General features: G+C 68.1%; 11 protein-coding genes. 6 read left to right on the top strand and 5 right to left on the bottom strand.

Translation table 11 applies throughout. The features are described 5' to 3' along the window. Window positions 1-105: 105 nt before the first annotated feature. From ASC37_RS02345 to ASC37_RS02320, 6 genes are read left to right on the top strand one after another with little or no spacing between them, the layout of a single operon-like run. Complete coding sequence (locus ASC37_RS02345; RefSeq protein WP_055422839.1) at window positions 106-1032, top strand: histone deacetylase family protein; 927 nt, start codon at window positions 106-108, stop codon at window positions 1030-1032. A 51-nt stretch (window positions 1033-1083) separates the two neighbouring features. Continuing rightward, window positions 1084-1974 (top strand): 4-hydroxy-tetrahydrodipicolinate synthase, encoded by an 891-nt coding sequence (gene dapA, locus ASC37_RS02340; RefSeq protein ID WP_055422838.1) that lies wholly within the window; start codon window positions 1084-1086, stop codon window positions 1972-1974. Between the two features lie 18 nt (window positions 1975-1992). After that, entirely contained in the window at window positions 1993-3138 is a 1146-nt protein-coding gene (gene bamC / locus ASC37_RS02335) for an outer membrane protein assembly factor BamC (protein WP_055422837.1), read from the top strand. 4 nt (window positions 3139-3142) lie between these two features. Then, window positions 3143-4450 carry a 23S rRNA (uracil(1939)-C(5))-methyltransferase RlmD gene (gene rlmD, locus ASC37_RS02330; RefSeq protein ID WP_055422836.1) on the top strand — a complete coding sequence of 436 codons (1308 nt, stop codon included), beginning with the start codon at window positions 3143-3145 and terminating at the stop codon, window positions 4448-4450. Between the two features lie 9 nt (window positions 4451-4459). Continuing rightward, window positions 4460-4849 carry a diacylglycerol kinase gene (locus tag ASC37_RS02325; RefSeq protein WP_055422835.1) on the top strand — a complete coding sequence of 130 codons (390 nt, stop codon included), beginning with the start codon at window positions 4460-4462 and terminating at the stop codon, window positions 4847-4849. Between the two features lie 31 nt (window positions 4850-4880). Next, a complete protein-coding gene (locus ASC37_RS02320) occupies window positions 4881-5717 on the top strand; it encodes an undecaprenyl-diphosphate phosphatase (protein ID WP_055422834.1) in 837 nt (278 codons plus the stop codon). Here ASC37_RS02320 and ASC37_RS02315 read toward each other — a convergent pair. The 5 genes from ASC37_RS02315 to ASC37_RS02295 form a co-directional block, all read right to left on the bottom strand. Next, the gene (locus tag ASC37_RS02315; RefSeq protein WP_072247892.1) at window positions 5702-8296 is read right to left on the bottom strand and encodes a [protein-PII] uridylyltransferase; all 2595 of its coding nucleotides are present in this window, start codon (window positions 8294-8296) and stop codon (window positions 5702-5704) included. The two genes, ASC37_RS02320 and ASC37_RS02315, sit on opposite strands and share 16 nt — an antisense overlap. Beyond that, window positions 8280-9107, bottom strand: coding sequence for a type I methionyl aminopeptidase (map, locus tag ASC37_RS02310; protein ID WP_055422833.1), 828 nt, complete (start codon window positions 9105-9107; stop codon window positions 8280-8282). The genes ASC37_RS02315 and map overlap by 17 nt, the downstream gene beginning before the upstream one ends. A 17-nt stretch (window positions 9108-9124) precedes the next feature. After that, a protein-coding gene (gene prfB / locus ASC37_RS02305; protein WP_141056223.1) for a peptide chain release factor 2 occupies window positions 9125-10229 on the bottom strand; the annotation gives its coding sequence in 2 pieces (ribosomal slippage) (window positions 9125-10147 and window positions 10149-10229; 1104 coding nt in all). A gap of 39 nt (window positions 10230-10268) precedes the next feature. Next, complete coding sequence (gene recJ, locus ASC37_RS02300) at window positions 10269-11987, bottom strand: single-stranded-DNA-specific exonuclease RecJ (RefSeq protein ID WP_055422832.1); 1719 nt, start codon at window positions 11985-11987, stop codon at window positions 10269-10271. Further along, a complete protein-coding gene (locus ASC37_RS02295) occupies window positions 11984-13021 on the bottom strand; it encodes a hypothetical protein (RefSeq protein ID WP_055422831.1) in 1038 nt (345 codons plus the stop codon). The genes recJ and ASC37_RS02295 overlap by 4 nt, the downstream gene beginning before the upstream one ends. Window positions 13022-13046 lie beyond the last annotated feature (25 nt).

Here is a 13046-nt window from a genome sequence, read left to right as displayed (position 1 = left end):
GGAGATTGTCAGCCAGGAAGAAAGACCCGATAATAGCCGATACGGACGGGCGCGACGGAGGAGACGGCCCAAGGAGCCCGCCCGCCCAAGGAGGGGATCCCCGACATGACGATGACCGCCCTGATCACCCATCGCGAGTGCGCCTTGCACGAGATGGGCTCTTATCACCCCGAATGTCCCGAGCGGCTGGCGGCGATCCAGGATCGATTGATCGCCACCGGCCTCGACCAGTATCTCGTCTACTACGATGCTCCCCTGGCCGAGCGCGAGCATCTGCTGCGCGCGCACACCGCCGAATATCTCGATGCGCTCTTTGCCAGCGCCCCGGAAAAAGGCTTGGTGCACCTCGACCCGGACACGGCCATGAATCCGCACACCCTGCGCGCGGCGCTGCGCGCGGCCGGGGCCGGCGTGTTCGCGGTCGATCTGGTGATGAAGGGCGAGGTGGAGAACGCCTTCTGCCTCGTGCGTCCGCCCGGCCATCATGCCGAACGCAGCAAGGCCATGGGCTTTTGCTTCTTCAACAACGTGGCCGTGGCCGCCCTGCACGCGCTGGAGACGCATGGGCTCGAGCGGGTGGCCATCGTCGATTTCGACGTGCATCACGGCAACGGCACCGAGGACATCTTCCGCGACGACCCCCGGGCGATGATGGTGAGCATCTTCCAGCATCCGTTCTACCCTTATTGCGGCACCGACGATCCGCCCCGGCACATGGTCAATATTCCGGTGCCGGCGGGAACCCGGGGAGATGCCTTCCGTCAAATCGTGTGGGACATCTGGCTCCCCGCCTTGCGCGAGCACCAGCCGCAGATGCTTTTCATCTCCGCCGGCTTCGATTCGCACTACGAGGACGACATGGGCGGGCTCGGCCTGGTGGAGAACGATTACTTCTGGGTGACGCAGCAGCTCATGGATCTGGCGAAGGAATGTGGCCATCGGCGCATCGTCTCCACGCTCGAGGGCGGCTACAATCTCTCTTCGCTCGCGCGCTCTGCGGTGGCCCACATCAAGGCCCTCGCCGAAAGCTGAAACCCGGACGTACAATACACGCTTTGTGCCACCTTTTCAGGAATCGCACGCATGAACCGCATCACTGGCTCCCTGGTCGCCATCGTCACCCCCATGCATGAAGACGGCAGTCTCGACTGGGAGCGCTTCAAGGCCCTGATCGATTGGCACGTGGCTGAAGGAACCGACGGCATCGTGGTGGTCGGCACCACCGGCGAATCGCCCACCGTCTCGTTCGAAGAGCACGTCGAGCTCATCCGCGTGGCGGTGGCGCATGCCGCCGGGCGCATTTCCATCATCGCCGGCACGGGGGCCAACGCGACGCGCGAGGCGATCTACCTCGCCCAGGCGGCGAAGGAGGCCGGGGCCACGGCGCACCTCTCGGTCGTGCCCTATTACAACCGCCCGACGCAAGAAGGGCTCTACCGGCATTTCCGCGCCATCGCCGAGGCGGTGGACCTGCCGATGATCCTCTACAACGTGCCGGGGCGCACGGTGGCCGACCTGGCCAACGACACCACGCTGCGCCTGGCGCAGATTCCCAACATCGTCGGCATCAAGGATGCCACCGGCAATCTCGACCGGGCCTGCGATCTCATCGACCGCGCCCCCGAAGGGTTCCTGCTCTACTCCGGCGACGACATGACGGCGATGGCCTTCATGCTGCTTGGCGGCCACGGCACGATTTCGGTCACCGCCAACGTCGCGCCGCGGCTGATGCACGAGATGTGTGCCGCGGCGGTGGCAGGCGACGCTCTTCGCGCGCGCGAGCTCAACCGGCGGCTGGTCGGCCTGCACCGCGACCTTTTCTGCGAGGCCAACCCCATTGCCGTGAAATGGGCGTTGGCACGCATGGGCCGCATCGCCGACGGCATCCGCCTGCCGCTCACGCCCCTGTCTTCCGTCTACCACGACCGTGTTCGCGCCGCCCTGGCGCGTGCCGGTATCACGCTCCCGCTTTGATCTCCTGGAAACGACTGCATGAAGTATTTCTTCCCACGCGAACTGGCCGGCTCGCTCGCGGCGCTGGCGGCCGTCGGCGTGCTCTCTGGTTGCAGCAGCAGCAGCGAGCTGCTCGAAGGCAAGAAGATCGATTACCGCAGTGAGCAGAAGGTGGCACCGCTCGAGGTGCCGCCCGATCTCATCTCTCCGGCCAAGGAAGACCGCTTCGTCGTGCCGACCACCTCCGGCAAGGGCGGGGCCACGTTCTCGGCCTACGTCGCCGAGCGCAACGCGCCCAAGGAGGCCTCGCAGCGCGAGGTGCTGGTCGAGCCGAAAGCGGGTATGCGCATCGAGCGCGCCGGCACGCAGCGCTGGCTCGTGGTCGAGGGCACGCCCGATGCGATCTGGCCCAAGCTGCGCGATTTCTGGCTCACCATGGGCTTTTCGCTGGCGGTCGATCGGCCCGACATCGGCGTGCTCGAGACCGACTGGGCGGAGAACCGGGCGAAGATCCCGCAGGACTTCATCCGCAACACGCTCGGCAAGCTCGTCGACAGCCTCTACTCCACGCCCGAGCGCGACAAGTTCCGCATGCGCATCGAACCGGGCAAGCGCCCCGGCGAGATCGAGGTCTACATTTCGCACCGCGGCATGCAGGAAATCTATCCCACCGAGGCCAAGGATCGCACGATCTGGCAGCCGCGACCGCCCGATCCCGATCTGGAGGCCGAGATGCTGCGCCGCCTCATGGTCTATCTCGGCGTGAAGGAGGAGCAGGCGCAGCAGATGCTGGTGCAGGCCCAGCCCAATCAGCGCGCGCGGCTCGAAACCGACGGCAACCTCGCCCGTTTGGTGGTCGAGGACAACTTCGACCGGGCGTGGCGGCGCACGGGTCTTGCGCTCGACCGCATCGGCTTCACGGTCGAAGACCGCGATCCGGCCGACGGCATCTACGTCGTGCGCTACCTCGATCCGGATGCCGACACCGGCGAGAGCCAGGGGTGGTTCTCGCGCCTCGCGTTCTGGAAGGGCAGCGACAAGCCGCAGCAGAATTCGCAGTACCGCGTGCGGGTGCGGGGGCAAGGGGATACGGCGGTGGTGCAGGTGCTCACGCCCGACAGCCAGCCGGATACCTCGAAGACAGCCAAGCAGATCCTCGAACTGCTCTACGAAGAGCTGAAGTAAGACCGTGGATCGGGTCCGCATCGAATCGCTCGATCTCGAGGGCCGCGGCGTGGCGCACGTCGAGGGCAAGGCCGTCTTCATCGAAGGGGCGCTGCCCGGCGAGCTGGTCGAGTTCGCCGTGCTGCGGCGCCGCCCGAGCTACGAGCTGGGGCGGCTCGTGCGGGTGATCCGCCCCTCCAGCCAGCGCGCGGCGCCGCGCTGCCCGCACTTCGGGGTGTGCGGGGGCTGCGCCCTGCAGCACTTCGAGCCGGCGGCGCAGGTGGCGGCCAAGCAGCGGGTGCTGGAAGACGCGCTGTGGCACATCGGCCGGCTGCGCGCCGAGCGTCTGCTCGCGCTCATCCACGGGCCTTACTGGGGCTACCGCAGCCGCGCGCGCATCGGGGTGCGCCTGGTGCCGAAGAAAGGCGGCGTGCTCGTAGGGTTTCGCGAGCGCAAGAGCAGCTACATCGCCGACATGACGCGCTGCGAGATCCTGCCGCCGCACGTCTCGGCCCTGCTGCCGGTGCTGCGCGCGCTCATCGGCGAGCTTTCCTGCCCCGACCGCATTCCCCAGATCGAGGTGGCGGTGGGCGACGACGGGACCACCGTGCTCGTCTTCCGCCATCTGGTGCCGTTGCTGCCGACCGACCGCGAAGCACTCGCCGCCTTTGGCGAGCGTCACGGAGTGCAGGTGTGGCTGCAGCCCGGCGGGCCGGATTCGATCGTTCCGCTCTTCATCGGCGAGGGACGGCCGCTCGCCTACCGGCTGCCGGAGTTCGGCCTGACGCTCTTCTTCGCACCGACCGATTTCACCCAGGTGAACGTCGCCGTCAACCGCTTGCTGGTGCGCCGCGCGATCGACCTGCTCGAGCCACGCCCCGGGGAGCGCATCGCCGATTTCTTCTGTGGGCTGGGCAACTTCAGCCTGTCGATCGCCCGCCGCGGCGCGCAGGTGCTGGGCATCGAGGGGTCGGAAGCTCTGGTGGCGCGGGCCCTCGAGAATGCGCAAAAAAACGGCCTGGCCGAACGTTGCCGCTTCGATGCCGCCAACCTCTTCACCGTCACGCCCGACAGCCTCGCCGCGCTCGGGGGGTTCGACAAGTGGCTGGTCGATCCGCCGCGCGACGGGGCGATCGAGCTCGTCAAGGCGATCGATCCGGTTCATGGGCCGCGCCGTATCGTCTATGTCTCGTGCAACCCGGCCACGCTCGCGCGCGACGCGGCGGTGCTGGTGCATGAGAAGGGCTATCGGCTGGAATCGGCCGGGGTGGCGAACATGTTTCCGCACACGGCGCACGTCGAGTCGATCGCGCGCTTCGAGCGGGCCGGCTGAGGGCGGGCGGTGCAGCAGGAGGCGGCGCGGCGCAAGAACGAGGGGGGATGGCGGCATGCCTTCGTCGCCTTCGTCTATTCTTGGCGCGGCTTGCGCGCCGCCTGGCGCCACGAGGTGGCGTTCCGTCAGGAGGTGATCGTCTTTTTGCTCGCTGTGCCGGCAGCTTGGCTTTTGGGTCGCAGCCCGGCCGAGCGGGCGCTGCTGGTTGCCGTGACCTTGGCGGTGCTGGTGGTCGAATTGCTCAATTCGGCGATCGAGGCAGTGTGCGATCTGGTGCATCCCGACGCCCATCCCCTCGTGGGGCGGGCCAAGGATCTGGGCAGCGCGGCGGTCTTGCTGTCGATCGCGTGCGCTGCGCTCGTGTGGGGCGGGGTGCTGTGGATGAGGGTGTTCGATTGAGGCGCGCCGGCGGCTTGGGGAGCCTTACCGCATGCCGGAGCGCGGCCATTCATGGGGGATCTTACCGGTGTCAGGGATATCTTGGTGGGAAGCAGCCGTCTTGGGGATGGTGGAAGGGGCGACCGAATTTTTGCCGATCTCTTCGACGGGACATCTCATCATCGTGCAGGATCTGCTGGGGCATACGGACGAGGCGAGCAAGGTCTTCAACGTGGCCATTCAGCTGGGGGCGATCCTGGCCGTGTGCTGGTATTACCGCGATCGGCTCTGGCGGGTGACCCAGGGCCTGGGGCACGATCCGGCGGCGCGGCGTTTCGTCCTCAATCTGTTCGTCGCCTTTTTGCCGGCGGCGCTCATCGGCCTCGTCGCGCACAAGGCGATCAAGACCTACCTCTTCTCGCCGCTGACGGTGGCGCTCGCCTTGGCGCTGGGGGCGGTGCTCATCTTCGTGGTGGAGCGCTGGCGCCCGGCGCTGCGCATCCAGTCCGTCGACGACATGCGGCCCGCCGATGCCTTGAAGGTGGGATTCGCGCAGAGTCTGGCGCTCATTCCCGGAACCTCACGTTCCGGAGCGACGATCATCGGCGGGATGGCGTTCGGCCTATCGCGCCAGGCGGCCACCGAATTCTCTTTCTTCCTGGCGATTCCGACCATGTTCGCGGCGGTGCTCTACGATCTGGCCAAGAGCTGGTCGGCCTTGAGCCGTGACGATCTGACGGCGATCGCGCTGGGTTTCGCCGTGGCCTTCGTTTCGGCCTTGGCGGCGGTGCGCTTTCTGCTCGGTTTCGTCGCGCGGCACTCGTTCGTCGGCTTCGCGTGGTACCGGCTGGCGCTCGCGCTCGTCGTCTGGGCTTATTTCGCCGTTTGAGGCAGGGCGATCGCGCGGGCGAGCTCGGCCGCCAGGGCGTTGCGCCGCTCGGGCGCTTCGAGCATCTCGCCGCGGATGAGGAAGGTGTCTTCGGCCCGCTCGCCCAGGGTGTCGATGCGCGCCATGTCGATGGCGATGCCGTGGCGCGCGAGCGTGCGCACGATCTTGTAGAGCAGTCCCGGCTGGTCGACGGCGGTCACGCTCAGCACGTAGTGCTGACCGCGCTCGTCCGGACGCAGATGGATCTGCGGCGGAAAAGGAAAGTGGCGCACGAGGCGCGGCAGGCGCCGTCCGCCGAGATCGGGTTCAGGCGGGGGGCCTTCCTGCATCAGCCGGCGCGGCAGTTCGTACTCGAGCAGGGGCAGTAGTTCGCGCGCCGGCAGATCGTCCGGGGCACGCAACACGAAGCTGTCGAGCGCATAGCCGGCGTGCGTGGTGTGGATCTTCGCCTCCCACACGTCCAGCCCCAACTGGGCGAGACCGGCGATGAGCCGCAAGAGCAGCTCGGGAGCGTCGCGCGTATAGACCATGAGCTGGATGCCGCTGCCCTCGCCGTCGGGCAGCAGCCGCGCGCGCACCACGGGTTCTTCCTGTTGGAAACGGCCGTAGAGGATGCGGATGTGCCAGGCGATCTCTTCGGCGGAATGGCGCAGGAAGTAGGCGGTATCCAGCGTGCGCCAGAAAGGGGTTTCGGCCTCGGGGCGCAGACCATGGAAGCGCAGCAGCCGGCGGGCATCTTCGAGCCGGGCGGTGAGCGGATCGTGCGCGAGGCCCTGGCGGCGCTGGCGCAGATGGCGGCGCGTGGCTTCGAACAGATCCTGCAGCAGGCGCTCTTTCCACGGCGTCCACACTTTGGGGCTGGTGCCGCGGATATCGGCGTGGGTGAGGAGGTAGAGGGCAATGAGGCGGCGTTCATCCCCCACCAGGGCGGCGAAGCGCGCCACGACCTCCGGATCGCTGATGTCTTCTTTCTGCGCGGTGCGCGACATTTCCAGGTGATGGCGCACCAGCCAGACGGCGAGCTCGGCGTCCGGCTCGGCGAGCCGGTGTTCGCGGCAGAATCGTTCGGCCTCTTCCGCGCCGATCACGCAATGATCTCCACCCCGCCCCTTGCCGATGTCGTGGAAGAGCGCCGCGAGGTAGAGCAGCCAAGGCTGCCCGAACTCGAACATGAGCGCATTCATCGCGGGGTATTCGTGCGCGTGTTCTCCCATGGTGAAGCAGCGCAGGTTGCGCACGACCATCAGCGTGTGGGTATCCACGGTATAGGCGTGGTAGAGGTCGTACTGCATCTGGCAGATGATGCGCCGCCAGGGGGGGATATAGCGGGAGAGGATACCGAATTGGTTCATCCGCCGCAGGCCGTGCACGATGCCGCGGCGCTGGCGCAGCAGGTCGAGAAAGAGCGCCTGGTGGCGCGGTTCGAGGTGATAGGCGTCGTCGATGAGCTCGCGGTGCGCCCACAGCAGCCGCAGGGTGCGGGCGGTGAAGTCGGTGAGCTCGCTTCGTTGCGCGAGCAGCAGGAAGACTTCGAGGAGGGCTTCCGGGTGGCGCACGAAGACCTCCTCGCTCACCACGTCGAGCCGGTCGCCGCGCTGCTGGAAGCGCTCGTTGATGGGGAAAGGCAGGCGCTGACGTTCGGGAAAGAGCGCTTCGGCGAAGGTGGCCATGAGGATGGCGTTGACCTGCAGCACCTGCTTGGCGGTGAGGTAGTAGCGGCGCATGAAGACTTCGGCGGGGCGCCGCCCGTCGCGCCCGGCGATGCCCAGGCGCTGGGCGAGCTGCTCTTGGTGGTCGAAGAGCAGCCGGTCTTCGGCGCGGCGCGAGAGTAGATGCAGATGGATGCGCACGCGGGCGAGGAAGCTCTGGCAGCGCGACAACGCCTGCGCTTCGGTGGGAGTGAGCAGACCTTTGGCGGCGAGCGCCGACCAGCCGCCGCGGTAGCCGAGCGCCCGGGCGATCCACACGAGCAGCTGCAGGTCGCGCAGCCCGCCGGGGTGTTCCTTGCAGTTGGGCTCCAGCGCGAAAGGGGAGCCGAGCATGCGGGCGTGGCGCTGCTCTTGTTCCTGGCGCTTGGCTTCATAGAAGGCGCGCGGGTCGAGCCAGGTACGATAGCGTTCGCGGAACGTGCGATAGAGCACGCGCGATCCGGCCACCAGACGCGATTCGAGCAGGTTCGTGGCTACCGTGATGTCCTCGTCGGCGAGCGCGAGCGACTGTTCGAGGGTGCGCACGCTCGCGCCCACCTGCAGCCCCACGTCCCACAGCGCGGCGACGAGGGCGTGCACCCGGGCCTCGTCTTCGGCATCCGCCGCTTGGGCCAGCAGGATCAGGACGTCGATGTCGGAGTGGGGATAGAGCTCGCCGCGGCCGTAGCCGCCCACGGCCAGGAGCGCCGCGCCGCGCGGCAAGGGATGGGTTTCGAGCAGGCGGCGCAGGGTTTCGTCGACCAGGTGCGCGTGGCGCGCGAGATAGCGCGCCGGCGAGAGGGAGCCTTCGAGGAAGGCGCGCGCGAACGCTTCGCGCCCCGTGGCGAGTTCGTCCTTGAGCGGGGCGAGGTGTTCAGCCGATGAAGCCATGGCCGAAGCGCTCGCGCACGATCTCGGGCGGCGGCGGGCAGCCGGGCGAGACGGTGAGTACTTCCACGCCGGTGTGGGTGACCAGCACCGCGTGTTCCCATTGCGCCGAGAGGCTGCGATCCTTGGTGATGACGGTCCAGCCGTCGGGCAGCACCGAGGTGGCCGCGCGGCCGGCGTTGATCATCGGTTCGATGGTGAAGATCATGCCGGGCTTGAGCTCGATGCCGGTGCCGGCTTTGCCGTAGTGCAGCACCTGCGGGTCTTCGTGGAACTTGCGCCCCACGCCGTGGCCGCAGTATTCGCGCACCACGGAGAAGCCGTGGCGTTCGGCATGGTGCTGGATGGCGGCGCCGATGTCGCCCAGGCGCGCCCCGGGCCGCACTTGGGCGATACCCAGCCACATGCATTCGAACGTCACCTCCACCAGGCGCTTGGCGAGGATGCTCGTCTCGCCGCCCACGACGAACATGCGGCTGGTGTCGCCGTGCCAGCCGTCCTTGATGACGGTGATGTCGATGTTGAGGATGTCGCCTTTCTTCAGTTTCTTCGGCGCGGGGATGCCGTGGCAGACGACGTGGTTGACCGAGGTGCAGATCGACTTGGGGTAGGGCCGGCTGCCGCCGCCGGTGTAGTTGAGCGGCGCGGGGATGGTGCCCTGGACGTTGACCATGTAGTCGTGACAGAGCCGGTCGAGCTCCTCGGTGGTCACGCCCGGCTGCACGTAGGGGGCGATGTAGTCGAGCACTTCGGCGGCCAGCCGCGAAGCGACGCGCATTTTTTCCAGGTCTTCGGGATTGGTATAGATCGCCATCGTTCGTTCGCTTCCGGTCAGACGCCCTGTTTGAGCGAGGCTTCGATGAAGCCGTCGAGATCGCCGTCGAGCACGGCCTGGGTGTTGCCCACCTCATAGCCGGTGCGCAGGTCCTTGATGCGCGACTGGTCGAGCACGTAGGAGCGGATCTGGTGCCCCCAGCCGATGTCGCTCTTGCTCTCTTCGAGCTTTTGCTGTTCCTCGCGGCGCTTGCGCAGCTCGTGTTCGTAGAGCCGGGCACGCAGCATGGACATGGCCGCGGCCTTGTTCTTGTGCTGCGAGCGGTCGTTCTGGCACTGCACGACGATGCCCGTGGGCAGGTGCGTGATGCGCACGGCCGAATCGGTGCGGTTGACGTGCTGCCCGCCGGCGCCCGAGGCGCGGTAGGTGTCGATGCGCAGATCCGCCGGGTTGATCTCGATCTCGATGGAGTCGTCGACTTCGGGGTAGACGAAGACCGAGGCGAAGCTGGTGTGACGCCGGGCGTTGGAGTCGAACGGGCTCTTGCGTACCAGCCGGTGGATGCCGGTCTCGGTGCGCAGGTGCCCGTAGGCATAGGGGCCGGAGACCTTGATGGTCGCTCCCTTGATGCCGGCCACTTCCCCCTCGGATTCTTCGAGCAGCTCGGTCTGGAAGCCCTTGCGCTCGCAGTAGCGCAGGTACATGCGTTCGAGCATCGCCGCCCAGTCCTGCGCTTCGGTACCGCCGGCTCCGGCCTGGATCTCGATGAAGCAGTTGCCCGGATCCATGGGGTCGGAGAACATCCGGCGCAGCTCGAGTTCGTGCAGCCTGGCTTCGACCGCTTCGACTTCGGGGATGAGCTGCTCGAGCGAGGTTTCGTCGCCCTCTTCCTTGGCGAGCTCGAAGAGCTCGGCGAGCGCCTGGGCCGAGTCGGCCACCTCTTCGAGCGTCAGGACGACGTCTTCGAGCGCGCGCTTTTCCTTGCCGAGTTTCTGCGCCTGCTCGGGGTCGTTCCACACCGCCGGGTCTTCGAGGGCGCGGTTGACTTCTTCGAGCCGGCTTTTCTTCTCGGCGTAGTCAAAGATACCTCCGTAAGTCGGCACCGCGCTCGGCCAGGCCGTGGATGCGGGCTTCGAGTTCGTTGATCGCTTGGGCGTCCATCGTTGCTCCTGAAAAATGGTTGAAAATTTTGCTCGGGAATTATACGCTGTCCGGTTCGACCTCGGCCGGGCGGGCGAGTTCGATCTGCAACCGCAAGCGCTCGACGCCGTTCCAGGCGTCGCGTACCGGCCGGTAGGCGAGTTCGACCTGGGCCGGCAGCGGTTCGGCATGACCGAAGAAAATCGCCTCGCACGGCTGGCGGTCACGGTGCAGCTTGAGCTGCAGGTGCGCTTCCTTGAGGAGGCGCTGCTCGAGCACGGTGAAGGTGTCGAGAAAGAGGGGGGCGGGAAAGCCCTGTCCCCAGACTTCGCCCTCGAGCCGGCCGACGGTGGTGAGCGTGAGCGCTTCGAGGGGGAGCGAGCCGTCGGTGGGCAGCTCCGCCACGCCCAGCGCCTCGGTGCCGATCGTCTGCGCCGCCTCTTCGAAAGCCTGCTCGAAGCGGGCGAGGTCGGCGGCGCGCAGCGTCACGCCAGCGGCCATGGCGTGCCCGCCGAAGCGCAGCAAGAGCCCCGGGTGTTTCTTGCTGATCCAGTCGAGCGCATCGCGCAGGTGCAGCCCGGGCACGGAACGGCCGGAGCCCTTGAGCAGATCTTCATCGCCCGGGGCAAAGGCGAATACGGGGCGATGGTGGCGCTCCTTGATGCGTCCGGCGACGATGCCGATCACGCCCTGGTGCCATTCGGGATGAAAGAGCGTGAGCGTGGCGCGCCCCTCGAGCGTGAGGGCATCGAGCGCGAGTTCGGCCTGCTCGCGCATCTGCGCTTCGATCCCGCGCCGTTCGCGGTTGATGTCCTCGAGCCGCTGCGCGAGTTCCAATGCGCGGCTTGGGTCGTCTTCGATGAGGCAGGCGATGCCCAGGCTCATGTCTTCCAGCCGCCCGGCGGCGTTGAGGCGGGGGCCGAGGAAGAATCCCAGGTCCTGGGCGGTGGCGCGGGCGGGATCGCGCCTGGCCACCTGGAAGAGGGCGCGTATGCCCGGCTGCATCCGGCCGGCGCGGATGCGCGCCAGCCCCTGGGCCACCAGAATGCGGTTGTTGTGATCGAGCCGTACGACGTCGGCGACCGTCCCCAGAGCGGCGAGATCGAGCAGTTGAGCGAGATTGGGTTCGGGGCGGGTGGAGAAGGTGCCGCGGCGGCGCAGCTCGGCGCGCAGCGCCAGCATCACGTAGAAGACGACGCCCACGCCGGCGATCGCCTTGCTGGGGAAGTCGCAGCCGGGCTGATTCGGGTTGACGATGGCATCGGCCTCGGGGAGGACGTCGCCGGGAAGATGGTGATCGGTGATGACGAGGCTCATGCCGAGCGCGCGGGCGGCCGCGGCCCCTTCGACGCTGGCGATGCCATTATCGACGGTGATGAGCACGTCCGGCGCGAAGCGTTCGGCCGCGAGCGCCACGATCTCGGGCGAGAGCCCGTAGCCATAGGTGAAGCGGTTGGGCACGAGAAAATCGACGTGCGCCCCCATGGCGCGCAGGGCACGCACCGCCACGGCGGTGGCAGTGGCGCCGTCGCAGTCGTAGTCGCCGATGACTACGATGCGCGCCTGCGCGTCGATCGCCTCGGCCAAGAGCTCTGCCGCCTCGCGCGTGCCTTTCATCGCCTCGGGGGGCAAGAGGCGCGCGAGCGCCGTGTCGGTCTCGGCGGGGTGCTCGATGCCGCGGGCGGCGTAGAGGCGCGCGAGCAAGGGGTCGATGCCGGCTGCGAGCAGCCGCTCCAGGGCGCGGCGAGGCGTGGAGCGGACGATGGGGCGAGGGGTCATGGGGCGGTTTCCTCCAGCAGCCGCGCGAGTGTGCGCGGGCGGCGAACAAGGCGGCTCAGGGGTGCGAGACGGCGGCGCCATGGGGTGATCTCCAGGCGCAGGCTCGCCTTGTCGCCCGGCAGCAAGAGCGAAAGGCGTGGCAGGCGGGCATCGAGCGCGGCGAGCCAGTCGCGCTCGAGGGCGGCGAGGACCGTGCGCCAGCCGGTGAGATCGAGCCGGCGGCAGGGGTTCTCGGCGGCATCGAGGAGCGCCACGTCGAATTCCTGGCCCGCATCGCGCTCGGCGAGTACGAGGTCGTGGCCAGCGGCGCCCGCCCAGCCGCGCGCAAGCGGATCGAGCGTGCGTGCTCCCAGCACGCGGCGGGGAGGGACGGCGTTCGCCGCCGGCCGTTCGTTGCCCCAGAGCCACAGCGAATCGACGGTGGGCCATCCCCGGCGGCGGCGCTCGGCATTGATGGGGTGGGCGTGCAGCCAGATTTGCAGCTCGTTCATCAGCCGCCGCCAGCGCCGGGCGTCTTCCCCTTGGGGCAAGAGGGCGTCGAGCGAGCGGCCGGAGGCTTCGTCGAGCGGGGCGAAGCGCACGCCCTCGACGGGAGCGGCGAGCCGCAGGTAGCCGCGCTGCGGCGCAACGAAATCGAACCCGAGGATCCAGTCCGGAGCGATCTGCGTGAGCCAGGCGGAGAGGGCCGGAGCGAGGGCAGCGGCTTCTTCGGGGCTCAGCCCGGCTTCGCCCGGTTCGGTGACGACGATGCGGTCGCGTGCGAGCGTCAGCATCACTGGGTCGGCGCACAGCAGGGACCCTCCGGCGGCAGGCGGCGCTTTCTCTTCTTCACCGCGGCGGCGCAGTTCGGCCAGCGGCGCCGGCGCCGGTCCCAGCACGGCGGCGAGCGTTTCGCGGTATGATCGCGGCGATTCGCGACGGCAGGCGCCCACGGCGAGCCATCGTTCGAGCGTGGGCTGCGGGAGGCCGTCGAGCAGGCCGTGCGCGCCGGCGTTGGGCCAGAGCAGGCCGGGGAGGACGACGGTCGGACTCATGCGGCGATTGTACCGTCGACGGCGC

The organism is Tepidiphilus thermophilus (assembly GCF_001418245.1).
Lineage (GTDB): Bacteria > Pseudomonadota > Gammaproteobacteria > Burkholderiales > Rhodocyclaceae > Tepidiphilus > Tepidiphilus succinatimandens.
This window is presented reverse-complemented; position numbering and strand designations above follow the sequence as displayed.

Coding starts and splice junctions, on each gene's coding strand:
- dapA (WP_055422838.1), top strand. CDS start 1,084: ATGAACCGCATCACTGGCTCCCTGGTCGCCATCGTCACCCCCATGCAT.
- ASC37_RS02345 (WP_055422839.1), top strand. CDS start 106: ATGACGATGACCGCCCTGATCACCCATCGCGAGTGCGCCTTGCACGAG.
- ASC37_RS02315 (WP_072247892.1), bottom strand. CDS start 8,296: ATGGCTTCATCGGCTGAACACCTCGCCCCGCTCAAGGACGAACTCGCC.
- bamC (WP_055422837.1), top strand. CDS start 1,993: ATGAAGTATTTCTTCCCACGCGAACTGGCCGGCTCGCTCGCGGCGCTG.
- recJ (WP_055422832.1), bottom strand. CDS start 11,987: ATGACCCCTCGCCCCATCGTCCGCTCCACGCCTCGCCGCGCCCTGGAG.
- ASC37_RS02295 (WP_055422831.1), bottom strand. CDS start 13,021: ATGAGTCCGACCGTCGTCCTCCCCGGCCTGCTCTGGCCCAACGCCGGC.
- ASC37_RS02320 (WP_055422834.1), top strand. CDS start 4,881: ATGCCGGAGCGCGGCCATTCATGGGGGATCTTACCGGTGTCAGGGATA.
- map (WP_055422833.1), bottom strand. CDS start 9,107: ATGGCGATCTATACCAATCCCGAAGACCTGGAAAAAATGCGCGTCGCT.